Origin of the sequence: Pseudomonas sp. BF-RE-22 (assembly GCF_019956155.1) — a bacterium.
In the GTDB taxonomy this organism is placed as follows: Bacteria; Pseudomonadota; Gammaproteobacteria; order Pseudomonadales; family Pseudomonadaceae; genus Aquipseudomonas; species Aquipseudomonas migulae.
Genome location: NZ_JAHBDD010000011.1, coordinates 70,586 through 93,320, shown reverse-complemented (window position 1 = coordinate 93,320; position 22,735 = coordinate 70,586). Strand labels below are relative to the sequence as shown.

Annotated in this window: 19 protein-coding genes and 1 pseudogene; 16 read left to right on the top strand and 4 right to left on the bottom strand. The window is 59.0% G+C overall.

The features are described 5' to 3' along the window. The first annotated feature begins 33 nt into the window (after positions 1–33). Positions 34–498, top strand: a complete 465-nt coding sequence (locus tag KGA82_RS06980) for an Lrp/AsnC family transcriptional regulator (protein ID WP_008024235.1) — start codon at positions 34–36, stop codon at positions 496–498. A 99-nt stretch (positions 499–597) separates the two neighbouring features. Here KGA82_RS06980 and KGA82_RS06975 read toward each other — a convergent pair whose 3' ends face one another. Next, the gene (locus tag KGA82_RS06975) at positions 598–1,965 is read right to left on the bottom strand and encodes an inorganic triphosphatase (RefSeq protein ID WP_223450019.1); all 1,368 of its coding nucleotides are present in this window, start codon (positions 1,963–1,965) and stop codon (positions 598–600) included. Between the two features lie 156 nt (positions 1,966–2,121). Between KGA82_RS06975 and argE the strand changes: the two genes are divergently transcribed. Together argE and argA are read left to right on the top strand one after the other, a co-directional pair. Continuing rightward, positions 2,122–3,291 (top strand): acetylornithine deacetylase, encoded by a 1,170-nt coding sequence (argE, locus tag KGA82_RS06970; protein ID WP_223450018.1) that lies wholly within the window; start codon positions 2,122–2,124, stop codon positions 3,289–3,291. Positions 3,292–3,557: 266 nt separating this feature from the next. Continuing rightward, entirely contained in the window at positions 3,558–4,856 is a 1,299-nt protein-coding gene (gene argA, locus KGA82_RS06965) for an amino-acid N-acetyltransferase (protein WP_008026003.1), read from the top strand. A gap of 113 nt (positions 4,857–4,969) precedes the next feature. Here argA and tauA read toward each other — a convergent pair whose 3' ends face one another. Continuing rightward, on the bottom strand, positions 4,970–5,959 hold the full coding sequence (gene tauA, locus KGA82_RS06960; RefSeq protein WP_008026005.1) for a taurine ABC transporter substrate-binding protein: 990 nt from the start codon (positions 5,957–5,959) through the stop codon (positions 4,970–4,972). A gap of 361 nt (positions 5,960–6,320) precedes the next feature. Between tauA and KGA82_RS06955 the strand changes: the two genes are divergently transcribed. The 9 genes from KGA82_RS06955 (at position 6,321) to KGA82_RS06915 (ending at position 15,306) form a co-directional block, all read left to right on the top strand. Next, the gene (locus KGA82_RS06955; RefSeq protein ID WP_008040737.1) at positions 6,321–7,655 is read left to right on the top strand and encodes an OprD family outer membrane porin; all 1,335 of its coding nucleotides are present in this window, start codon (positions 6,321–6,323) and stop codon (positions 7,653–7,655) included. Between the two features lie 373 nt (positions 7,656–8,028). Further along, entirely contained in the window at positions 8,029–9,390 is a 1,362-nt protein-coding gene (locus KGA82_RS06950) for an OprD family porin (protein ID WP_223450017.1), read from the top strand. Between the two features lie 294 nt (positions 9,391–9,684). After that, entirely contained in the window at positions 9,685–10,323 is a 639-nt protein-coding gene (locus tag KGA82_RS06945) for a peroxiredoxin (protein ID WP_008026010.1), read from the top strand. A gap of 317 nt (positions 10,324–10,640) precedes the next feature. Next, positions 10,641–11,234 carry an NADPH-dependent FMN reductase gene (ssuE, locus tag KGA82_RS06940; protein WP_008026012.1) on the top strand — a complete coding sequence of 198 codons (594 nt, stop codon included), beginning with the start codon at positions 10,641–10,643 and terminating at the stop codon, positions 11,232–11,234. 89 nt (positions 11,235–11,323) lie between these two features. Then, the gene (locus KGA82_RS06935; protein WP_008026015.1) at positions 11,324–12,289 is read left to right on the top strand and encodes a sulfonate ABC transporter substrate-binding protein; all 966 of its coding nucleotides are present in this window, start codon (positions 11,324–11,326) and stop codon (positions 12,287–12,289) included. A 25-nt stretch (positions 12,290–12,314) separates the two neighbouring features. Next, positions 12,315–13,463: an FMNH2-dependent alkanesulfonate monooxygenase gene (gene ssuD, locus KGA82_RS06930; RefSeq protein ID WP_008026018.1), complete on the top strand. Its 1,149-nt coding sequence runs from the start codon at positions 12,315–12,317 to the stop codon at positions 13,461–13,463. 8 nt (positions 13,464–13,471) lie between these two features. Further along, positions 13,472–14,254, top strand: a complete 783-nt coding sequence (gene ssuC / locus KGA82_RS06925) for an aliphatic sulfonate ABC transporter permease SsuC (protein ID WP_192227512.1) — start codon at positions 13,472–13,474, stop codon at positions 14,252–14,254. Then, positions 14,251–15,057, top strand: coding sequence for an aliphatic sulfonates ABC transporter ATP-binding protein (gene ssuB / locus KGA82_RS06920; RefSeq protein ID WP_008040746.1), 807 nt, complete (start codon positions 14,251–14,253; stop codon positions 15,055–15,057). The genes ssuC and ssuB overlap by 4 nt, the downstream gene beginning before the upstream one ends. 33 nt (positions 15,058–15,090) lie before the next feature. Then, positions 15,091–15,306 (top strand): molybdopterin-binding protein, encoded by a 216-nt coding sequence (locus KGA82_RS06915; protein ID WP_003229256.1) that lies wholly within the window; start codon positions 15,091–15,093, stop codon positions 15,304–15,306. A gap of 183 nt (positions 15,307–15,489) precedes the next feature. Here KGA82_RS06915 and KGA82_RS06910 read toward each other — a convergent pair whose 3' ends face one another. Further along, positions 15,490–16,128, bottom strand: coding sequence for a TetR/AcrR family transcriptional regulator (locus KGA82_RS06910; protein ID WP_223413748.1), 639 nt, complete (start codon positions 16,126–16,128; stop codon positions 15,490–15,492). Positions 16,129–16,354: 226 nt separating this feature from the next. After that, entirely contained in the window at positions 16,355–17,731 is a 1,377-nt protein-coding gene (locus KGA82_RS06905) for a glutamine synthetase family protein (RefSeq protein ID WP_008026026.1), read from the bottom strand. Positions 17,732–18,009: 278 nt separating this feature from the next. Between KGA82_RS06905 and KGA82_RS06900 the strand changes: the two are divergent. The 4 genes and pseudogenes from KGA82_RS06900 to KGA82_RS06885 all read left to right on the top strand — a co-directional run. After that, a pseudogene (locus KGA82_RS06900) lies at positions 18,010–18,327 on the top strand (gamma-glutamyl-gamma-aminobutyrate hydrolase family protein); the annotation flags it as partial. Positions 18,328–18,427: 100 nt separating this feature from the next. After that, positions 18,428–19,786, top strand: a complete 1,359-nt coding sequence (locus KGA82_RS06895) for a glutamine synthetase family protein (RefSeq protein WP_008026030.1) — start codon at positions 18,428–18,430, stop codon at positions 19,784–19,786. A gap of 58 nt (positions 19,787–19,844) precedes the next feature. Continuing rightward, on the top strand, positions 19,845–21,209 hold the full coding sequence (locus KGA82_RS06890; RefSeq protein WP_008026032.1) for an aspartate aminotransferase family protein: 1,365 nt from the start codon (positions 19,845–19,847) through the stop codon (positions 21,207–21,209). A gap of 170 nt (positions 21,210–21,379) precedes the next feature. Next, on the top strand, positions 21,380–22,492 hold the full coding sequence (locus KGA82_RS06885; RefSeq protein ID WP_008026034.1) for a polyamine ABC transporter substrate-binding protein: 1,113 nt from the start codon (positions 21,380–21,382) through the stop codon (positions 22,490–22,492). The last annotated feature ends 243 nt before the right edge of the window (positions 22,493–22,735 follow it).

Below are 22,735 nucleotides of genomic sequence, written 5' to 3'. Positions count from 1 at the left end.
TGATTCAACAAGACATCGATTACGGGTTTTTCTATGCAAAGCGAACTGGATGGCTACGACCGCAAGATTCTCGCGTTGCTGCAAGAGGACGCTTCGCTCTCCAGCGCGCAGATCGCCGAGCAGGTGGGGCTTTCGCAGTCGCCGTGCTGGCGGCGGATCCAGCGGATGAAGGAGGAGGGGATCATTCGTGGTCAAGTGACGCTGCTGGACCGCAAGAAAATCGGGCTCAACACGCAGATTTTTGCCGAGGTCAAACTCAACGCGCACGGGCGTTCGAACTTCACTGAGTTCACCGAGGCGATTCGCGGTTTTCCCGAAGTGCTGGAGTGTTATGTGCTGATGGGGTCGGTGGATTTCTTGTTGCGGATTGTCACGGCGGACATCGAGGCGTATGAGCGGTTTTTCTTTGAGAAGCTGTCGATGGTGCCGGGAATTCAGGAGGTGAACTCGATTGTGGCGTTGTCGGAGATCAAGTCGACGACGAGTTTGCCGGTCTGAGATTTAGCGGTGAATGCACGGGCCTCTTCGCGGGCAAGCCTCGCTCCTACAGGATCTGCACAGTACCTGTAGGAGCGAGGCTTGCCCGCGAAGACGGTTTTACATACGCAGCAGCATTTTCCAGGCACGATTCTGATAAACGGCAATCGCCTGCTGCTTGCGCGCATCCAGCAATTCATCGGTGATCGGCTCGTTAGCCAGCAACGCCAACTGTTTCAGCTCGCCGTACAGTCGATCCATTTCCGGGACCTCCAGCACGTTGCGCGCATGGTGCAACCAGGACTGGATGCGCTCGATGCGCGGCAGTTGCTCGGCCAGATCTTCCGGCTGCTGCTGGTAACGCTGCAATTGCAGGGACGTCGCTTCTTCACCGAGCAAGCGCGGCAACCAGCTACCCAGTTGCGCAGCGCCCTGGCGATTGCCGCGAACATTACGATCGGCCGCCCAGGTGCGGGCCAGCAACCAGCGCGAGGTGTTCAGCGAGAACAGGCCCCAGCGCGGGTCTTCGAGTTCTTCGAGGAACTGCTCCGGCGCGGCTTTGCGCACGTCTTCGTCGTCCAGGCCGGCTTGAACCAGCGGACGCCAGTCTTCAAGCAACACATCCAGCGCGAGACGCAGATCGTGCGTCGACTGACGCGGCGCGGCCTGGCCAAGGCTGCTCAGCAGGGCGCGCAATTCAGCAAGGTTTTCGACCCAGTCCTGCAACAGACGCCAGTGGCCATTGAAGCGATATTGCTCGGCCAGACGCTGGCTGCTGCTCAGCAAGTGCCAGCTCAACGCGGCGAACGCGTCGTCCAGCGGCATTTCGGCGCTGATCTGCGGGGCCGGCAGGCTCAACGAATAGCTGTTGGCGTCGTACAAGCGATAACCGCGTTCGGCCTTGCTGATGTCACACGGCATCAGGGCGAGGGTCGCGGCCAGTTCGGCGGCCAGTTCCAGCAATGCAGCCGGTTCACCTTCGCGCAGTTCCAGTTCCAGCTCGCAGATTTCTTCTTTCTGCTTGCCGACCACCACGTGGCCCAGGTCCAGCGCGGCTTCGATGACCACTTTGGTCTTGCCACGGCCCCAGGCGATTTCAGCACGTTCGCGGACGAAATCGGTGGTGAAGATCGGCTTCAGGGTTTTCTTGTCCAGCTCGGCCAGCTCTTCAGGCCAGCATTCGCCGTCGAGTTTCTTCACGTCGAGCTTGGCTTTGGGCAGGTTCCAGTCGTATTCGTTACGCTCGGACAAACCGGCGACGCTCTGGCCACGGGTCTTGAGGGTCTGAATGACTTCTTCGCCGTCCTTGCGCAGGCGCAGGGCAACCTTGGCGCGGGCCAGGTCGCGCTCAGGCGTGTCGAAGTACTGGTTCATCAGTTCACGGCGTTCCCAGCCACTTTTGTTGCGTTTTTTCAGGAGCGGGTGCTCGCGCAGTGCGGCGAGGGTTTCGCGGCTGACGCGGAGTTTGATTTCAGTTTCTTTCTGCATGGCCGGAAAATCCAGGATCGGGAGCGCAGCCGGGGGAATGTGTGGCTGCCAAGGTCGTGCAGTGTACAGCACTGCTCAGGCCTACGCGCCGCGACGGTTTATTCCTGTCACCGGATGGTTCTATGATGGACTTCAATTCGGGAGTTGGAGTCAGCGATGCCGTTGCCGTCGATGAAAGATCAGTTCGCTGCGCTGATTGCCGCACCATCGGTCAGTTGCACTCAGGCCAGCCTCGATCAGACCAACCGTCCGGTGATCGATTTGCTGGCGACGTGGCTCGGTGATCTGGGTTTTTCCTGCGATATCCAGCAGGTCAGCCCCGGCAAATTCAACCTGCTGGCCAGTTTTGGTTCCGGCCCCGGCGGTCTGGTGCTCGCCGGGCATAGCGACACGGTGCCGTTCGATGGCGCGTTGTGGCAGACCGATCCGCTGAAGCTGACCGAAGTCGATGGCCGCTGGGTCGGGCTGGGCAGTTGCGACATGAAAGGCTTTTTTGCCCTCGCCATCGAAGCCGTCCTGCCGTTGCTCGACCAGCCGTTCAAACAGCCGTTGCTGATTCTCGCCACCTGCGACGAAGAAAGCTCGATGTCCGGCGCGCGTGCCTTGGCCGCAGCAGGACGCCCGTTGGGCCGAGCGGCGGTGATCGGCGAGCCGACCGGGCTCAAGCCGATCCGCATGCACAAAGGCATCATGATGGAGCGCATCGACATTCTCGGTCAGAGCGGCCATTCCTCCGATCCGCGCCTGGGCCATAGCGCCCTCGAAGCCATGCATGATGCGATTGGCGAATTGCGCGGCCTGCGCCTGCTGTGGCAACGTGAATTCCGCAATCCACAGTTTGGCGTGCCGACTCCGACCATGAACTTCGGCTGTATCCATGGCGGGGATAACCCCAACCGGATTTGCGGTCAGTGCTCACTGGAATTCGACCTGCGTCCGTTGCCGGGCATGGACCCCAAGGTGTTGCGCGCGGAGATTCTGCAGAAACTCCAGCCGGTTGCCGAGCGCCACCAAGTGAAGATCGATTACGCGCCGCTGTTCCCTGAAGTGCCGCCCTTCGAGCAGGCTGAGGACGCTGAATTGGTCCGCATCGCGGAGCAGCTCACCGGTCATCGCGCCGAAGCAGTGGCGTTCGGGACGGAAGCGCCTTATCTTCAACGCCTTGGCTGCGAAACGCTGGTGCTGGGCCCGGGTGACATCGCGTGTGCGCACCAACCGGGGGAATACCTCGAAATGTCACGTTTGCAGCCTACCGTGCATCTATTACGGCAGTTGATTGAACATTACTGCCTGACACCGGCCCAATCGCCGATGTCGGTTGGTTGAGCACCATCCATGTGGGAGCGAGCCTGCTCGCGATAGCGATCTTTCATTCAACATCCATGTTGACTGGTCTGGCCTCATCGCGAGCAGGCTCGCTCCCACAGGGTCTGTGTCATGACCGACAAAGTGTATAAATTGCCGATGTTTAAACCCGTATTCATGAGGAGAGCGCGCGTGTCGCCAAGCCTGTTCCGACGATAACCATCAGCCCGCTGTGCGTTTTCTGTTTCGCCCATTTTTTGGCTGCTATTTATTACAGGCCCAGGTTCATGCCCGAATACGTTAATTGGCTTCGTCACGCTTCGCCTTACATCAATGCCCACCGCGATTGCACCTTCGTCGTCATGCTGCCCGGCGACGGCGTGGAGCACCCCAACTTCGGCAACATCGTCCACGACCTGGTGCTGCTGCACAGCCTTGGCGTGCGACTGGTGCTGGTTCACGGTTCCCGTCCACAAATTGAAACCCGTCTCGCGGCACGCGGCCTGACCCCGCATTACCACCACGGCATGCGCATCACCGATGCCGCGACCCTTGAGTGTGTGATCGACGCGGTCGGCCAGTTGCGTATCGCCATCGAAGCGCGCCTGTCCATGGACATGGCCTCGTCGCCGATGCAGGGCTCGCGCCTGCGGGTGGCCAGCGGCAACCTGGTGACCGCCCGGCCGATCGGCGTGCTCGAAGGTGTCGATTATCACCACACCGGCGAAGTGCGCCGGGTTGACCGCAAAGGCATCAATCGCCTGCTGGACGAGCGCTCCATCGTGCTGCTGTCGCCGCTGGGCTACTCGCCGACCGGGGAGATTTTCAACCTCGCTTGCGAAGACGTCGCCACCCGCGCAGCCATCGACCTGGGGGCCGATAAACTGTTGCTGTTCGGTGCGGACCTGGGCTTGATCGATGAAAACGGTCGTCTGGTGCGCGAACTGCGCCCGCAACAAGTGCCGGCGCATTTGCAGCGTCTGGGCAGCAACTATCAGGCGGAACTGCTGGATGCGGCGGCTGAAGCCTGCCGTGGCGGCGTGGCGCGCAGCCATATCGTCAGTTACGCCGAAGACGGCGCGCTGCTGACCGAACTGTTCACCCGTGACGGCGGCGGTACGCTGGTGGCACAGGAGCAATTCGAGGTCGTGCGCGAGGCCGCAATTGAAGACGTTGGTGGTTTGCTGGATTTGATCAGCCCGCTGGAAGAGCAGGGCATTCTGGTGCGGCGTTCCCGCGAAGTGCTGGAGCGTGAGATCGAGCAGTTCAGCGTGGTTGAGCGCGAAGGCATGATCATCGCTTGCGCGGCGCTGTATCAGATTGCCGATTCGGATGCCGGGGAGTTGGCGTGTCTGGCGGTGAACCCGGAGTACCGTCATGGCGGTCGCGGGGATGAGCTGCTGGAGCGCATTGAAACCCGTGCCCGTGCTCAGGGTTTGAAAACCTTGTTTGTCCTGACTACCCGTACGGCTCACTGGTTCCGCGAGCGCGGGTTTGTGCCAAGCAGCGTCGAGCGCCTGCCGTCGGCGCGGGCGTCGCTGTACAACTATCAGCGTAACTCGAAGATCTTCGAAAAAACCTTGTAACCCGGACCCTGTGGGAGCGAGGCTTGCCCGCGAAGGCGGCCTCAAATTCAACATATGTGTCGGCAGGTATGGCCTCTTCGCGGGCAAGCCTCGCTCCTACGGGGAACGGTGTGTTACTCGGTGACGAATTTCGCGCTGACATACGGCGAATAGTCCGGCAGCACCGTCTCAACCTTGCCTTGTTCCTTCAAGAACTTCGCCGTCTCACCAATCGCCTTCGCCGTGCCGCCCTCCAGCAGCGCGGTAGTTTGTTGCGCCTTGGCGTCCGGGAATGCAGAACCGGCCAGCAATTCCGGTACATCGGCGGCATTGGCACCGGTCAGTTTGGCGATTTTCTGTACCGGCACCGAATCGGCGGTCCAGCTGTCTTTATGTGCCGCATAGTCGGCGAACGAGTCCAGCGTCACCTTGGCGAACTTGGCTACGACGTCCGGATGTTTCTCGGCGTAATCCTTGCGCGCTACCCACACTTCAAAAGTCGGCGCGCCCCACTGACCGACCTGTGCAGCGTCAGTCAACGTCTTGCCAGTCTTGCGAATTTCCCCCAGGGCGGGCGACCAGACGAACGCACCGTCGATGTCCCCACGCTTCCAGGCGGCAGCGATTTCCGCCGGTTGCAGGTTCACCACTTTGACTTTCGAGGCGTCCAGGCCCCAGTGCTTCAAGGCGCCGAGCAAGCTGTAGTGAGAGGTTGAAACGAACGGTGTGGCGATGGTCTTGCCGATCAGATCTTCCGGTTTATCGATGCCGCTGCCGTTGCGCACCACCAACGCTTCGGCGGCGTTGATCTGGGCAGAAACGATAAACGCGACGATCGGCAAATTGCGCGAGGCGGCCGCGGCCAGTGGGCTTGAGCCGAGGTTGCCAATCTGTACGTCACCCGAGGCGATGGCGGTTACTACTTCCGGCCCACTGTTGAAACGACGCCAGTCAATTTTTTGGCCGATGGTTTTCTCGTAGAGTCCATCCGCCTGGGGGACTTTGCTGGGGTCTATTCCGGTTTGATAGCCGACGGTGAGGTTCGCGGCATGGGCGGAAAAAGAAAATAATACCGATACACAAACTGTAACAATTGGGTTGGATAGTGCGCGCTTGGTCGTCATGGCGTAGGCCTTATCGATAGGAATTGTTGCGGAATTGCTTCCAAACCTAATCGATCTAAAAAACGCCTAATAAATACCATTTAGGAATTAGCTTATGAGCTGGCCGCTCTAGTCCGCGGGGCAGCAAACGGTGAGCAAAATTCCTAAACGGTATTAGAAAAGAATCCATTCATTCTTTTCAGGTTTATGACGAAATCATGACCCTGCACGGACCAAAAAACGGGGATTAGACCATGGTCGTAGACACACATGGTTACGATTGACTTGTGGGTCACGCTCTGGCGCTAATCGCGCATCTTAGGACTTGGGACATTGATTCCGGGCCAGGAATACAAGAATTAGAGACGAGAGGAGTTTAACAATGAACAAGTCCACCTTGGCGCTGGCCGTGGCCCTAGGGGTTATGGCGCAGCAGGCAGGCGCCGCCGGTTTCATCGAAGACAGCAAGGCTTCCGTCAGTTCGCGTACCTATTATTTCGACGCCGATGTCCGTGAAGGCGCCAAGACCCCAGCTAACCGTCAGCGCGAAGCCGCTGAAGGCCTCAAATTCGATTACCAGTCGGGCTTCACCCAAGGTGTCGTAGGTTTCGGTATCGATGCCCAGGCATTGGTCGGTATCCATCTGGACGGCGGCAAGGGCCATCACCCGGACAATAACTCCTTCAGCCCTAGCGATACCGACGGTTCGGCAGAGAGTTCGTGGAGCCGCGTGGCGGGCAACGTCAAGGCACGCTTCTCGAAGACAGAGGCCCACTACGGTGGTGCCCTGCAGCCAAACATGCCGATCCTGATCGCGAACGACAGTCGCGTACTGCCACAAACCTTTGAAGGTGGCACCATCACCTCGAAGGAAATCGACAACGTGACCTTCAACGTAGGTCAGCTGGAGCACGCGACGGGTCGCGCGTCCAGCAACAGCACCGGCCTGTCTGTGGCTGGCGCTACTCAGGACAGCAATCAGTTCCGTTATGCCGGTGCTGACTGGAAAGTCACCAAAGACCTGATGCTGCAGTACTACCACGCGAACCTGGAAGACTTCTACAAGCAGGACTTCCTCGGCCTGGTGCACGTCTACCCGATCGCACCCAACCAGTCGTTCAAGACCGACCTCCGTTATTTCGACAGCAGCTCCGACGGCAAGAACGGTCAGGCTGGCTACCAATTCAACAACAACGGTGGTTTCGCCAAGAACAAGGGCGAGGTCGATAACAAGACCTGGAGCGCCACGTTCACCTACACCCTGGGCGGCAACGCGTTCCTGCTCGGGCATCAGCGTGTCAACGATGACGGCGGCTTCGTCTTCTTGAACCAGGGCAACGTTGTCGATGGCAACGGTCGCAACGAAGGTGGTGGCGGCGCCAGCTTCTACTCGTTCACCGATGCCACCGTGGGCAGCTTTATCCGTGCCGGTGAAAACACCACGTACGGTCAGTACACCTATGACTTCGCGTCTTTGGGTGTACCAGGCTTGAAAGCTTCGGCTGCTTACTTGTATGGCCGGGATATCAAGACCGTCAGCGGCGCGGGTGAAGACCTCAACGAGCGGGAAACCGACCTGCGCGTAGACTATGTGATTCAGACCGGTCCACTTAAAGGGTTTGGCACGACGGTGCGTCACGGTGCTTATCGTGGCAACACCAACGCTGACCAAGACCAGACCCGTCTGATCTTCAACTACACCTACAGCTTCCTGTAAGAGATTGCGCAAAAGAGCCTCGCCGTTTGGCGGGGCTTTTTTGTGTTTTTTTCACATATGCCAATTAGGCATTACTTAGGAATTTATTATTCTTTTTGGCTTTTAAAATAAAGCCCTAAAGTGCATCCCGCCGGGGCCGATATCGAGTGTCCCGTAGCGATTAAAATGCCGCTTTTTATTCCCGCACGGCATGAAAAAGAATGAAATAAATGTATTTACGTTTACCATGCCGGCCCATTCGCCGCGCTTAGACCCTTGACTTAGACACATCAGTTGAGTGGCGCGCGGATTGCGGTTGGCGGTATCCGCACATTTCAGGATCCAGGGCATTCGACTCAGGACCGAAAAAATTAGAAACGAGAGGAGCGAAACAATGAACAAGTCCACCTTGGCCCTGGCTGTGGCCGTAGGGGTTTTGGCGCAGCAGGCAGGCGCCGCCGGTTTCATCGAAGACAGCAAAGCTACTTTGGGGCTGCGTAACTTCTACATCAACACTGATAACCGTGACCACGATGCCGCCACCGCTTCTGGTGTGCAGAGCAAAAACGAAGAATGGGGCCAAGGCTTCGATCTGCGCTTCACCTCCGGTTACACCCAAGGCACCGTCGGTTTCGGTATCGATGCTATCGGCCTGCTGGGCGTGCGTCTGGATTCGGGCGGCGGTACTAACGGCGCCACTTCGACTTCGTACGGCGGCACTGTTTTCCCAAGCAAATCCAACGGCGAAGCGGTTGATAACTTCTCCAGCCTGGGCCTGACTGCCAAAGCCAAGATCTCCCAGACCGAACTGAAACTGGGCACCCTGCAGCCAAAACTGCCGGTTATCGTGACCAACGACGGTCGTCTGCTGCCACAAACCTTCCAAGGTGGCCAGATCACTACGAACGAGATCAAAGACCTGACACTGGTCGGTGGTCAGATCGAGCACGCCAAAGGTCGTAACTCCAGCAACAACGAAGAGTTGTCGATCGCTGGTGCCAACGCCCACACGGCTGCCGGTCGCGACAGCAACAAATTCATTTACGGTGGCGGTGACTACAAAATCACCAAAGACCTGACTGCCCAGTACTACTACGGCAACCTGGAAGACTTCTACAAGCAGCACTTCCTGGGTCTGGTTCACAACTGGGCCATCGGTCCGGGCGTGTTGAAGTCGGACTTCCGTTACTTCAACAGCCGTGACGATGGCGCTAATGGCCACAACTCGAGCTACTTCACTACCGGTAATGACACCGGTTTCGCCAACGGTCGAGGCAAAGTCGACAACAATCTGTACAGCGGCCTGTTCCTGTACTCCGTTGCCGGTCACACCTTCGGTGGCGGTTACCAAGCCAGCAACGGCAACAGCGACTTCCCTTGGTTGAACCAGGGCGACGGCTCGTCGGCTTACCTGACTACCGACAGTCAGATTGCCAAGTTTGCCCGCGCCGGTGAGCGCACCTGGCAAGCTCGCTACTCGTATGACTTCGCCAAAGTCGGCGTACCTGGTCTGACCGCCGGTGTGGTTTACCTGCGTGGCGACAATATCGACACCGTGGGTGCCAACGGTCGCGAAAACGGCTCTGACGGTTCCGAGTGGGAACGCGACCTGACCGTCGGCTACGTCGTACAAGAAGGCTCGCTGAAGAACCTGGGCGTGATGTGGAAAAACGCTACCTGGCGCAACGACATCCCTGGTCAGCGCGACCAGGACGAAAACCGCCTGATCGTCAGCTACTCGATCCCGCTGTTGTAATAGCGCTCGCGTAACCGCTGAAAAAAAGCCCCGCCCGGCATCACGCCGGGCGGGGCTTTTGCGTTTTCGGGGCGGGGTCACCCCCGTAATCCCGTCCCGAAACGTTCCCTCTTTTGCAGCGACTCAAGGCCTTCTCGAACCTTGGAAGCGATAGTCGTCGCGATGACTTTGCAGGTCCAGTGAACAGATTTTTAATATTCTATTTAGGCCTAAGAATGGCTTTATTTATTCTTTTTCTAAACTCCCCAACACGAGCTACAGTTGAGTTCTACACCTACTCATCAGGAGCCCACCATGAGCATCAGACTCGGCGACATCGCACCCGACTTCGAACAGGATTCCAGCGCCGGCACCATCCGTTTCCATGAATGGCTGGGCGATAGCTGGGGCGTGCTGTTTTCCCACCCGGCGGATTTCACCCCGGTGTGCACCACCGAGCTGGGCTTCACCGCCAAGCTCAAGGATGAATTTACCCAGCGCGGGGTCAAGGCCATCGCGTTGTCGGTAGACCCGGTGGACTCGCACCACAAGTGGATCGAGGACATCAACGAAACCCAGAACACGATCGTCAACTTCCCGATCCTGGCCGACGCTGATCGCAAGGTATCGGACCTGTACGACCTGATTCACCCAAACGCCAACGACACCCTGACCGTGCGTTCGCTGTTCGTGATCGACCCGAACAAAAAGGTTCGCCTGACCATCACCTACCCGGCGAGCACCGGCCGCAACTTCCATGAAATCCTGCGGGTGATCGACTCGCTGCAACTCACCGACAACTACAAGGTGGCCACCCCGGCCAACTGGAAGGACGGTGAAGAAGTGGTGATCGTGCCGTCGCTTCAGGATCCAGAGGAAATCAAGAAGCGCTTTCCAAAGGGCTATCGCGCGGTGAAACCGTACCTGCGCCTGACACCGCAGCCCAATCGTTGAGCTGAAAACCAATCCCCGTAGGAGCGAGGCTTGCCCGCGAAGGCGTCGTCAAAGCCAACATCAATGTTGGACGTCATGGCCTCTTCGCGGGCAAGCCTCGCTCCTACAAGGGCTGTGCAAATCCATATAGCAGGGGAATTTCGGGCCGTTTATACGGCCCATTTTTTTGCCCGGACAAAGCGGCTCAGCATAGAACTACAACGCATAACCAAATGAATAAATATGATTTAAAGATATATAAATCACCTGTTAAGGTCTCTCCATCGAAGCGAGATCGCCCACTGCGAATCGCCTGCACCGTTCAAGGAATCGTCTGAATGCTGGTCGTCTCACTCGGTGGCAGTCCCAGCCAACGCTCCCGTTCCGGGGTGCTGCTGGAGCGCTCTCAACGCTGGTTGCAAGAGCAAGGTGTGGAAGTGGTGAGTTATCAGGTACGGGACTTCCCGGCCGAAGACTTGCTGCACGCACGGTTCGACAGCCCCAAGGTGATCGACCTGTTGCAACAGATTGAAAACGCCGATGGCCTGCTGATCGCCACCCCGGTGTACAAAGCGTCGTTTTCCGGCGCTCTGAAAACCGTGCTGGACCTGCTGCCCGAACGCGCCCTGGCGCACAAAGTGGTTTTGCCCATGGCCACCGGCGGCAGCATCGCTCACATGCTGGCGGTGGATTACGCACTCAAGCCAGTGCTGTCGGCATTGAAAGCCCAGGAAATGCTCCACGGGATTTTCGCTGTGGACAGCCAGATCGCTTACGGCGAAGGCAGCGCCCAGGCGCAGCTGGCGCCGGAGCTGGAACAACGACTGAATGAATCGCTGGAGCTGTTCTTCAGCGCCATGGCCCGACGGCCCAAGCCGATCGATCCGAATCTGCTGAATGATCGTTTGTTGAGTGCTCGCTGGAGCATTTAAGCCTCACCCTGACTTGATGTACTCACCTTACTCAGCCGTCAACGGTTTAGCAGGTGCAGCCAAAACCCAACTGCAAAAAGGAGAGCGCTATGCGCACTGTCATTTTGCGTCGTGGTCTGGTCGCTCTGTTTGCTGCGGCTGTAACCTTCGGCGCCATTACTCAAGCACAAGCTGAAACCCTGCGTATCGGCTATCAGAAATACGGCACCCTGGTGCTGCTCAAAGCCAAAGGCACTCTGGAAAAACGCCTCGCCGCCCAAGGTGTCGATGTGCAATGGACTGAATTCCCCGGCGGCCCGCAGCTGCTTGAAGGCCTGAACGTCGGCTCCATCGACTTCGGTGTCACCGGCGAAACGCCTCCGGTATTTGCTCAAGCGGCGGGCGCCGATCTGCTCTACGTCGCCTACGAACCGCCTGCGCCGCACAGCGAAGCGATCCTGGTGCCGAAGGACTCGCCGATCAAATCGGTGAAGGACCTCAAGGGCAAGAAAGTCGTGCTCAACAAAGGCTCCAACGTTCACTACCTGCTGGTCCGCGCGCTTGAAGACGCCGGCCTCAAATACACCGACATCCAGACCGTCTTCCTGCCGCCGGCCGATGCCCGCGCCGCGTTCGAGCGTGGCAGTGTCGATGCCTGGGTCATCTGGGACCCGTACCAGGCCGCCGCCGAGAAGCAGCTGCAAGCGCACACCCTGCGCGATGGCAAGGGCATCGTCGACAACCATCAGTTCTACCTGGCGACCAAGCCTTACGCACAGAAAAATCCTGAGGTGATCAAGACCCTCGTGGAAGAAGTGCGCGCCGTCGGCGAATGGTCCAAGGCCAATCCTGAAGACGTGACCAAACAGGTCTCGCCACTGCTCGGCTTGCCGGAAGACATCACCCTGACCTCGGTAAAACGCCAGGGCTACGGCGCGTTGTTCCTGACCCCGGAAGTGGTCGCTGCGCAACAGAAAATAGCCGACAGCTTCTACCAGCTCAAGCTGATTCCGAAGCCGCTGAGCATCAAAGACGTGATCTGGACGCCACCGGCAGCCGTTGCCAAAGCGCAGTAATTCGATTCCCCAAGGAGACCACTCCATGAGCCTCAATATCTTCTGGTTCCTGCCTACCCACGGCGACGGCCATTACCTTGGCACCGCCGAAGGCGCTCGCGCCGTTGACCACGGTTACCTGCAACAAGTCGCGCAAGCGGCGGATCGCCTGGGCTTCGGCGGGGTGCTGATTCCCACTGGCCGCTCGTGCGAAGACTCGTGGCTGGTGGCCGCGTCGCTGATCCCGGTGACCCAGCGTCTGAAATTCCTTGTCGCCCTGCGCCCCGGGATCATTTCCCCGACGGTGGCTGCGCGTCAGGCCGCGACACTGGATCGTCTGTCCGGCGGTCGTGCGCTGTTCAACCTGGTGACCGGCGGTGATCCGGAAGAATTGGCCGGCGATGGTTTGTTCCTGACCCACGAAGAGCGCTATCAGGCTTCGGTGGAATTCACCCGCATCTGGCGTCGCGTGCTGGAAGGCGAAACCGTCGATTACGACGGTCAGCACATCAGCGTGAAAGGCGCCAAGTTGCTCTATCCGCCGATCCAGCAACCGCGTCCGCCGCTGTACTTCGGCGGCTCGTCGGAAGCCGCGCAAGACCTGGCCGCCGAGCAAGTGGAAATGGTCCTTACCTGGGGCGAACCGCCGGCCGCCGTGGCCGAGAAGATCGAACAGGTTCGCGCCAAAGCCGCGAAGCTTGGCCGCACGGTACGCTTCGGTATTCGTTTGCACGTGATCGTCCGTGAAACCAATGCCGAAGCCTGGCAAGCAGCGGACCGACTGATCTCGCACCTGGACGACGACACCATTGCCCGTGCCCAGGCTTCCCTGGCGCGCTTCGATTCCGTGGGCCAGCAACGCATGGCGGCGCTGCATGGCGGTAGTCGCGACAATCTTGAAGTCAGCCCTAACCTGTGGGCCGGCGTCGGCCTGGTGCGTGGCGGTGCCGGTACTGCACTGGTCGGCGACGGTCCGACCGTGGCCGCCCGCGTGAAGGAATACGCGGACCTGGGCATCGACACCTTCATCTTCTCCGGTTATCCACACCTGGAAGAGTCGTACCGCGTCGCCGAGTTGCTGTTCCCGCATCTGGACATCGAGCGTCCGGAATTGCCGAAAAGCGCCGGTTACGTCAGCCCGTTCGGCGAGATGGTCGCCAACGACATTCTTCCCAAAGCTGCGTCCCAGAGCTGAGGCGCGCCATGAAGAGAATCATCCACAACCTGGCGCCCTGGGCGTTGCCGATTTTGCTGTTGGCGGTGTGGCAGTTGTCGGTGTCGGCGGGCTGGTTGTCGACACGGATTCTGCCAGCGCCGATTGCCGTGATCGAAGCCGGGGTGAGCCTGGTGCGCAGCGGTGAAATCTGGACGCACCTGGCCATCAGCGGCTGGCGTGCGGCGCTGGGCTTCACCATCGGTGGCGGCATCGGCCTGGCGCTGGGCTTCATTACCGGCCTGTCGAAATGGGGCGAGCGCCTGCTCGACAGTTCGGTGCAGATGATCCGTAACGTGCCGCATCTGGCGCTGATTCCGCTGGTGATCCTGTGGTTCGGCATCGATGAGTCGGCGAAGATTTTTCTGGTGGCGTTGGGCACCTTGTTCCCGATCTACCTCAACACCTATCACGGTATCCGCAACGTCGACCCGGCGCTGGTGGAGATGGCGCGCAGCTACGGCTTGTCCGGTTTCAGTCTGTTCCGTCAGGTCATTTTGCCGGGCGCGTTGCCTTCGATTCTGGTCGGCGTGCGTTTTGCGCTGGGCTTCATGTGGCTGACCTTGATCGTTGCTGAAACCATTTCCGCGAGCTCCGGCATTGGCTACCTGGCAATGAACGCCCGGGAGTTTTTGCAGACCGACGTGGTGGTGCTCGCGATCCTGATGTACGCGGTGCTCGGCAAACTGGCCGACCTCGCGGCCCGTGGACTTGAACGTGTGTGGCTGCGCTGGCATCCGGCGTATCAGGTTGCCAAAGGAGGTGCCGCATGACCGCTCAACAACCTCCACGCCTGCTGCGCGGGATTCCGCTGGTGGTGCGCAAGCTGCAAAAAACCTTCGGTTCGCGGCAGGTGCTGCGCGAGATCGATCTGCACATTCCGGCCGGCCAATTCGTCGCCGTGGTGGGGCGCAGTGGTTGCGGTAAAAGCACCTTGCTGCGATTGCTCGCCGGTCTCGACAAACCCACGGGCGGCGAGTTGCTCGCCGGTTCCGCACCGCTGAGTGACGCGCGGGAAGACACCCGGCTGATGTTCCAGGAAGCCCGTCTGCTGCCGTGGAAAAAGGTCATCGACAACGTCGGCCTCGGGCTCTCGGGCAACTGGCGGCCACAGGCGCTGGAAGCGTTGGAGTCGGTGGGTCTGGCGGACCGCGCCAATGAATGGCCGGCGGCCTTGTCCGGCGGGCAGAAGCAGCGTGTGGCCCTGGCCCGCGCGCTGATTCATCAACCGCGCCTGCTGTTGCTGGACGAACCGCTGGGCGCGCTGGATGCCCTGACCCGGATCGAAATGCAGCAACTGATCGAACGGCTCTGGCAGAAGCACGGTTTCACCGTGTTGCTGGTGACCCACGATGTCAGTGAGGCGGTGGCGATTGCCGATCGGGTGATCCTGATCGAAGAGGGCGAAGTCGGCCTCGACCTGCACGTGGAACTGCCGCGTCCTCGGGTTCGGGGTTCGCATCGGCTGGCGGCGCTGGAAACCGAAGTCCTCAATCGCGTCCTCGCACTGCCCGGCCAGCCGCCGGAACCGGAACCTGTTTCACCCTTGCCTACGCAACTGCGCTGGGCTCAATAACTCAAGCCTCATTCAACGACAGGAATCAACATCATGACTATCAAAGCCATCAACGTTCGTAACCAGTTCAAAGGCTCGATCAAGGAAATCGTACTGGGTGACGTGCTGTCGGAAATCGACGTGCAAACCGCTTCCGGCATCGTCACGTCGGTGATCACCACCCGCTCAGTGAAGGAGCTGGAGCTGGTGGTCGGCAGCGAAGTGATCGCGTTTGTGAAATCCACCGAGGTGTCGATCGCCAAGTTGTAAGGGCGTGCACTGCACCCGACCCCGGAGGGCGTGAGCCCTTCGGGGTTTTTTGTGCATGTCTTGAACTCAGCTGTGTGGCCATCGTCGGAACGCCGCCCGGAGCCGGCTCACTCCCACATTTGGAATGCATTCCCCTGTGGGAGCGAGCCTGCTCGCGATGAGGCCGGTGCAGCTGAAAAATAATCAGGCAGGAATAGCACGCTTGGGCAAATACGGCGGCAAATACAGCCCCAGATACGCATCAAACACCCGCATCCCTTCCTCGGCCATACGCGACGTAATCTGCCCATGCTGCTGTACTGAACGGGCATAAACGCGATCACCCAGCTCCATGGCCAGCGCAAACACATCAACGTCAGTCGGCAATTTGGGCAGTTCAAAATGATGATCGAACAGCTTGTGCATCAGGTCGCCCAGTTCAATGTCGTGCTGACGGTCTGCCTGGGTGACTTCGGTCAATCCGTGCTGCGCGAGGATCAATTGGCGGGCGGCGGCGTCTTCGTCGTAGATGTCGAGCATGCGTTGTTCTACCAACCGCGACAGGTCCCGCCAGCCGTTGAGCGCATCGTGGTCGATGGGCGCTTGCAGGCAGGCGCGGAAAGCGGCATGGACGTCGGCGGTCAGCGCTTCGAGCAGGGCCGGGACGCTGGCGAAAAAGTGGTAGACCGAGGAGGGCGGGATTTCCGCGCGTTCGGCAACGCTGTAGATCGACAGACTGGCCACGCCCTCGGCGGCCAGCAGCGTGCGGGCGGCATCGAGTATCGAATCGATCCGGGCCTGGCTGCGGGCGCGGGGTTTGCGTGGGGTGGCGAGTCGGGTCATTGAAGTCTCCTGCGGGGCAGCGGGCATTGTACGAGCAGGGTTTGATGTTGTCTTGTCGGCCGCCTTCGCGGGCAAGCCTCGCTCCTACGGGATCACGTTGTTTCGCGGATTTTTGACCGGCACAAAACCTGTAGGAGCGAGGCTTGCCCGCGAACCGCCGAAGGCGGCCATAAAAAAACGCCGCAAGCCTTGTCAGCCTGCGGCGTTCCTTTTTCACTGCAACCGCTTAAACGGTATGCAGATACCAGTTGTACTCAAGGTCGGAGATGGAGTGTTCAAACTCCTCCAGCTCACTTTCCTTGCAGGCCACGAAGATATCGATGTATTTCGGATCGATGTACTTGGCCATGACTTCGCTGTCGTCCAGCTCGCGCAGTGCATCGCGCAGGTTGTTCGGCAGGCTTTGCTCGTTCTGCTCGTAGGAGTTGCCTTCCACGGGTGCGCCCGGCTCGATCTTGTTGGTCAGGCCGTGGTGCACGCCCGCCAGGACCGAAGCCATCAGCAGGTACGGGTTGGCGTCGGCGCCGGCTACACGGTGTTCGATGCGCACGGCATCGGCGGCGCCGGTGGGTACGCGAATCGCTACGGTGCGGTTGTCCAGGCCCCAGCACGGCGAGTTCGGCACATAGAACTGCGCGCCGAAACGACGGTAGGAGTTGACGTTCGGGCAGAGGAAAGCCATCTGCGCCGGTAGGGTCTCGAGCACACCGCCGATCGCGTGTCGCAGCGCGGCGTTCTGCTCGGGATCCTCGCTGGCAAAAATGTTTTTGCCGTCTTTATCAAGAATCGAAATGTGGACGTGTAGACCGTTGCCCGCCTGGCCCGGGTAAGGCTTGGCCATGAAGGTGGTGTCCATCTCATGGTCGTAGGCGATGTTCTTGATCAGGCGCTTGAGCAGGACCGCGTAGTCGCAGGCCTTGATCGGGTCGGCCACGTGGTGCAGGTTCACTTCGAACTGCGCCGGGGCACTTTCCTTGACGATGGCGTCGGCCGGGATGCCTTGCTCTTTTGCACCTTCCAGAATGTCCTGGAGGCAGTCGACGTATTCGTCGAGGTCGTCGATCAGGTAGACCTGTGTCGAGTGCGGGCGTTTACCGGAAACCGGCGAGCGAGGTGGTTGCGGACGGCCGTTCACGTTCTCCTGGTCGATCAGGTAGAACTCCAGTTCGAACGCGGCGCAGATGGTCAGGCCCATTTCGTCGAACTTGCGCACCACGTTGGCCAGCACTTCGCGCGGGTCGGCGAAGAATGGCTCGCCTTCGAGTTCGTGCATGGTCATCAGCAATTGCGCGGTAGGGCGCTTCTGCCAGGGCTCATTGCACAGGGTGTCGGGGATTGGATAGCAGATTCGGTCAGCATCGCCGATGTCCAGGCCCAGGCCGGTGCTTTCCACCGTCGAGCCGTTGATATCCAGAGCAAATAGAGAGGCCGGCAGGTTGATGCCTTTCTCGTAAACCTTGTGGAGGCTGGTGCGTTCAATGCGCTTGCCGCGCACCACACCATTCATATCCGCAATCAGAAGGTCAACGTACAGAACCTCAGGATGTTCCTTAAGGAACGCGTTCGCTTCGTTAAGCTGAACGGCACGCGGGGGTACCGACATGATGCAACACCTTTGTTGTTAAAAATATCAATCATTGATCTCTTCGGATTCCAGTCAACCCGAACGGCATGCCGAAGTCAAGCGAGGCCTTTTTTGCCCTAAAAAAGCGCCCATGAGGCTTTTTTGAGGCACTTTGGGGCGTTTTTATGCCTTTGAATGCTTTGCCGTCCGCGGGCTTGAGCGGGCCGTGTTGTATTTTTTACGGGGGTGTTGTGTAAAAAAATGAACAAGGCTAAGCTCGATTCAAACCCATAACAGCAATAATACCGGGGTGCTTCATGTCTCGCCTGCCGTTAATCGGCGTCGCCGTCTGCTCTACGCAGATCGGTCTGCATGCTTATCACATCAGTGGCGATCGTTACGCTCACGCCAGGGCCCGTGTTGCCAAAGGCGTGCCGTCGACTCTTCCTTCCCCGGCAAACCGGCTGGTTCCGTCCGATATTCTGGACGGTCTGCGCGACATTCTCTTTACGGGTTGTCCTTCCAATATAGAACCGTTTTACCTGGCTGGCCCGACCAACGTGTCGGTCATCGCTCATGATTCTGCACGCCTTGCATTGTTCCCGTTCACTCATGCCGTCGTCGAGGCAGGTATTTGTGCGCGGCAATTGCAGTGGCAATCTGTACCAAGCGACGCCCGTGCGTCAAACAACGCCTGACTTATAAGAGTCAGGAAACTCAGCCTAAGAGGCATTTATGAGTAACAACCTCGACCAGCTCACCGATTGGTTGAAAGACCACAAGATCACAGAAGTCGAATGCATGATCGCCGACTTGACCGGGATCACCCGGGGCAAGATTTCGCCGACCAACAAGTTCATTGCTGAAAAAGGCATGCGCCTGCCCGAGAGCGTTCTGTTGCAGACCGTGACCGGCGACTATGTCGAAGACGACATCTATTACGAACTGCTCGACCCGGCCGACATCGACATGATCTGCCGTCCCGACTCGAATGCAGTGTTCCTGGTGCCATGGGCCATCGAGCCGACCGCCCAGGTGATCCACGACACTTATGACAAGCAAGGCAACCCGATCGAGCTGTCGCCGCGCAACGTGCTTAAAAAGGTTCTGAAGCTCTATTCCGACAAGGGCTGGCAGCCAATCGTGGCGCCGGAAATGGAGTTTTACCTGACCAAGCGTAGCGACGACCCCGACTACCCGCTGCAACCGCCAATCGGTCGCTCGGGGCGCCCGGAAATCGGTCGCCAGTCGTTCTCCATCGAAGCGGCGAACGAATTCGATCCGCTGTTCGAAGACGTCTACGACTGGTGCGAACTGCAGGAGCTGGACCTCGACACGCTGATCCACGAGGACGGCACGGCGCAGATGGAAATCAACTTCCGTCACGGCGATGCCCTGTCCCTGGCCGACCAGATCCTGGTGTTCAAACGCACCATGCGCGAAGCCGCGCTCAAGCACGACGTGGCCGCCACTTTCATGGCCAAGCCGATGACCGGCGAGCCGGGCAGCGCGATGCACCTGCACCAGAGCATCATCGACATCGAGACCGGCAAGAACGTCTTCTCCAATGAAGACGGGACCATGAGCCAGTTGTTCCTGCATCACATCGGTGGCTTGCAGAAACTGATCCCCGAGCTGTTGCCGCTGTTCGCCCCGAACGTCAACTCGTTCCGCCGCTTCCTGCCGGATACGTCGGCGCCGGTGAACGTGGAGTGGGGCGAAGAGAACCGCACCGTGGGCCTGCGGGTGCCGGATGCCGGGCCGCAAAACCGTCGGGTGGAAAACCGCCTGCCGGGGGCTGATGCCAACCCGTACCTGGCGATTGCCGCGAGCCTGCTCTGCGGTTACATCGGCATGGTCGAAGGCTTGAACCCAAGTGCGCCGGTGGTGGGGCGCGGCTATGAACGCCGCAACCTGCGCCTGCCACTGACCATCGAGGACGCGCTGGATCGCATGGAAAACAGCGCGACCATCGAGAAATACCTGGGCAAGAAATTCATCACTGGCTACGTCGCGGTCAAGCGGGCCGAGCATGAAAACTTCAAGCGCGTGATCAGCTCCTGGGAGCGGGAATTCCTGCTCTTCGCCGTCTGATGCGCCGGGCGCCGCTGCTTTTGGCGGCGCCTTTCACCGAAATCTTAGGAGAGTTCGCATGACCAGCAACAACCCGCAAACCCGTGAATGGCAAACCCTGAGCAACGATCACCACCTGGCCCCGTTCAGCGACTTCAAGCAGCTGAAAGAGAAAGGCCCGCGGATCATCACCAACGCCAAGGGCGTTTACCTCTGGGACAGCGAAGGCAACAAGATCCTCGACGGCATGGCCGGCCTGTGGTGCGTAGCGATCGGCTACGGTCGCGATGAACTGGCTGATGCCGCCAGCAAGCAAATGCGCGAGTTGCCTTACTACAACCTGTTCTTCCAGACCGCTCACCCGCCGGTGCTCGAGCTGGCCAAGGCCATTGCCGACATCGCGCCAGAAGGCATGAACCATGTGTTCTTCACCGGTTCCGGCTCCGAAGGCAACGACACCATGCTGCGTATGGTCCGCCACTATTGGGCGATCAAGGGCCAGCCGAAAAAGAAAGTCATCATCAGCCGCAAGAACGGTTATCACGGTTCCACCGTGGCCGGCGCGAGCCTGGGTGGCATGACGTACATGCACGAACAAGGCGACTTGCCGATCCCGGGCATCGTCCACATCGCCCAGCCTTACTGGTTCAGTGAAGGCGGCGACATGACACCGGAAGAGTTCGGTGTGTGGGCGGCCAATCAGCTGGAAGAGAAGATTCTGGAAATCGGCGTGGATAACGTCGGTGCCTTTATTGCCGAGCCGATCCAGGGTGCCGGTGGCGTGATCATTCCGCCAGACACCTACTGGCCGCGCATCAAGGAAATCCTCGCCAAGTACGACATCCTGTTCGTGGCGGACGAAGTGATCTGTGGTTTCGGCCGCACCGGTGAGTGGTTCGGTACCGATTTCTACGGCCTCAAACCCGACATGATGACCATCGCCAAAGGCCTGACGTCCGGCTACATCCCGATGGGTGGCCTGATCGTGCGTGACGAAGTGGTGGCGGTGCTCAACGAGGGCGGCGATTTCAACCACGGTTTCACCTACTCCGGGCACCCGGTGGCGGCGGCGGTGGCGCTGGAAAACATCCGCATCTTGCGCGAAGAAAAAATTATCGAGCGCGTTCATGCAGAAACGGCACCTTACTTGCAGAAACGTTTGCGGGAACTGAGCGATCACCCGTTGGTGGGGGAAGTGCGCGGGGTGGGGCTGTTGGGGGCCATCGAACTGGTTCAGGACAAGGCCACGCGCAAGCGTTACGAAGGCAAGGGCGTCGGCATGATCTGCCGCACATTCTGCTTCGACAACGGCCTGATCATGCGTGCCGTCGGCGACACCATGATCATTGCTCCACCACTGGTGATCACCAAGGCTGAAATCGATGAGCTGGTGACCAAGGCACGCAAGTGCCTGGACCTGACCCTGAGTGCGTTGCAGGGCTAAGTGCTAGGCTCTGAGCGGGAGACATGAAACTTTCGCTCAGGGCAGTCGCAAACGGCGGCCTTTCCTTGAAAGACCGCCACCGATCTTGCCAGACTAGCCGCGGTTCCAGTTGCCCGGGTTTGGCCGCTGAACAAAGTGGTTCAAAAAAGAAAAAATTTGGAGCATTACGCATGAAGGCATTAGGAAAAAAGCTTGCTGGCAAGACACTTCTCGCCATGTCCCTGATGGGCATTATGGCGGGTGCGGTTCAGGCGGACGACAAGGTGTTGCACGTCTATAACTGGTCCGATTACATCGCTCCGGACACCATCAAGAAGTTCGAAACCGAGTCCGGCATCAAAGTCGTCTACGACGTATTCGACAGTAACGAAACCCTGGAAGCCAAGTTGCTGGCAGGCAAGTCCGGTTACGACATCGTCGTACCGTCGAACAACTTCCTGGCCAAGCAGATCAAGGCCGGCGTTTACCAGAAGCTGGACAAGTCCAAGCTGCCTAACTGGAAGAACCTGAACACTGACCTGCTCAAAGCGGTATCGGTGAGCGACCCGGGCAACGAACATGCCTTCCCGTACATGTGGGGTTCGATCGGTATCGGCTTCAACGCCGAGAAGGTCAAGGCTGCACTGGGCGCCGATGCACCGACCAACTCCTGGGACCTGTTGTTCAAACCTGAAAACATCGCCAAGTTGAAATCGTGTGGCGTCAGTTTCCTCGATTCGCCAACCGAGATGATTCCGGTGGCGTTGCACTACCTGGGCTATCCAACCGACAGCCAGGACAAAAAACAACTGGCCGAAGCCGAAGCGCTGTTCCTGAAGATTCGTCCTTCGGTTGGCTACTTCCACTCGTCCAAGTACATCTCCGACCTGGCCAACGGCAACATCTGCGTAGCCGTGGGTTACTCGGGTGACATCTACCAGGCCAAAGCGCGCGCCGCCGAAGCCGGTGACAAGGTGAAAGTCAGCTACAACATTCCGAAAGAAGGTGCCGGCAGCTTCTACGACATGGTCGCCATCCCTAAAGATGCCGAAAACGTCGAAGGTGCCTACAAGTTCATGACCTTCCTGCAAAAGCCGGAAATCATGGCTGAAATCACCAACGCGGTACGTTTCCCGAACGGTAACGCGGCGGCCACCCCTCTGGTCGAAAAAGAAATCACCGAAGATCCGGGCGTCTACCCGCCTGCCGATGTGCTGGCCAAGCTGTACGCGATTGCCGATTTGCCGGCCGCGACCCAGCGGATCCTGACTCGCAGCTGGACCAAGATCAAATCCGGTAAGTAAGTAGCAAAACCCTTGTAGGAGCGAGCCTGCTCGCGATGAACCTGAGAGCACCGCTGGGTGTCAGGCACCCAGCGTCATCGTTGACGACCATCGCGAGCAGGCTCGCTCCTACAGGTATCCGCATAAAAGTTTTGCTGGAACGGTTTTTCGAGGGTAAGTTGCGCGCCGGTTTTGTTGCTGGGCAGCTACGACTGTCATGTAACGCGGGGCAACTTGGGCCCAACTAATTTTAGAGGACCTCCA

What these genes read in the sequence shown, in the direction of transcription:
- KGA82_RS06885 (WP_008026034.1), top strand. Translation starts at nt 21,380, where the DNA reads ATGAAGGCATTAGGAAAAAAGCTTGCTGGCAAGACACTTCTCGCCATG.
- ssuD (WP_008026018.1), top strand. Translation starts at nt 12,315, where the DNA reads ATGAGCCTCAATATCTTCTGGTTCCTGCCTACCCACGGCGACGGCCAT.
- KGA82_RS06905 (WP_008026026.1), bottom strand. Translation starts at nt 17,731, where the DNA reads ATGTCGGTACCCCCGCGTGCCGTTCAGCTTAACGAAGCGAACGCGTTC.
- KGA82_RS06890 (WP_008026032.1), top strand. Translation starts at nt 19,845, where the DNA reads ATGACCAGCAACAACCCGCAAACCCGTGAATGGCAAACCCTGAGCAAC.
- KGA82_RS06935 (WP_008026015.1), top strand. Translation starts at nt 11,324, where the DNA reads ATGCGCACTGTCATTTTGCGTCGTGGTCTGGTCGCTCTGTTTGCTGCG.
- KGA82_RS06945 (WP_008026010.1), top strand. Translation starts at nt 9,685, where the DNA reads ATGAGCATCAGACTCGGCGACATCGCACCCGACTTCGAACAGGATTCC.
- KGA82_RS06955 (WP_008040737.1), top strand. Translation starts at nt 6,321, where the DNA reads ATGAACAAGTCCACCTTGGCGCTGGCCGTGGCCCTAGGGGTTATGGCG.
- KGA82_RS06950 (WP_223450017.1), top strand. Translation starts at nt 8,029, where the DNA reads ATGAACAAGTCCACCTTGGCCCTGGCTGTGGCCGTAGGGGTTTTGGCG.
- KGA82_RS06980 (WP_008024235.1), top strand. Translation starts at nt 34, where the DNA reads ATGCAAAGCGAACTGGATGGCTACGACCGCAAGATTCTCGCGTTGCTG.
- ssuC (WP_192227512.1), top strand. Translation starts at nt 13,472, where the DNA reads ATGAAGAGAATCATCCACAACCTGGCGCCCTGGGCGTTGCCGATTTTG.
- KGA82_RS06910 (WP_223413748.1), bottom strand. Translation starts at nt 16,128, where the DNA reads ATGACCCGACTCGCCACCCCACGCAAACCCCGCGCCCGCAGCCAGGCC.
- KGA82_RS06895 (WP_008026030.1), top strand. Translation starts at nt 18,428, where the DNA reads ATGAGTAACAACCTCGACCAGCTCACCGATTGGTTGAAAGACCACAAG.
- tauA (WP_008026005.1), bottom strand. Translation starts at nt 5,959, where the DNA reads ATGACGACCAAGCGCGCACTATCCAACCCAATTGTTACAGTTTGTGTA.
- KGA82_RS06915 (WP_003229256.1), top strand. Translation starts at nt 15,091, where the DNA reads ATGACTATCAAAGCCATCAACGTTCGTAACCAGTTCAAAGGCTCGATC.
- ssuE (WP_008026012.1), top strand. Translation starts at nt 10,641, where the DNA reads ATGCTGGTCGTCTCACTCGGTGGCAGTCCCAGCCAACGCTCCCGTTCC.
- argE (WP_223450018.1), top strand. Translation starts at nt 2,122, where the DNA reads ATGCCGTTGCCGTCGATGAAAGATCAGTTCGCTGCGCTGATTGCCGCA.
- argA (WP_008026003.1), top strand. Translation starts at nt 3,558, where the DNA reads ATGCCCGAATACGTTAATTGGCTTCGTCACGCTTCGCCTTACATCAAT.
- ssuB (WP_008040746.1), top strand. Translation starts at nt 14,251, where the DNA reads ATGACCGCTCAACAACCTCCACGCCTGCTGCGCGGGATTCCGCTGGTG.
- KGA82_RS06975 (WP_223450019.1), bottom strand. Translation starts at nt 1,965, where the DNA reads ATGCAGAAAGAAACTGAAATCAAACTCCGCGTCAGCCGCGAAACCCTC.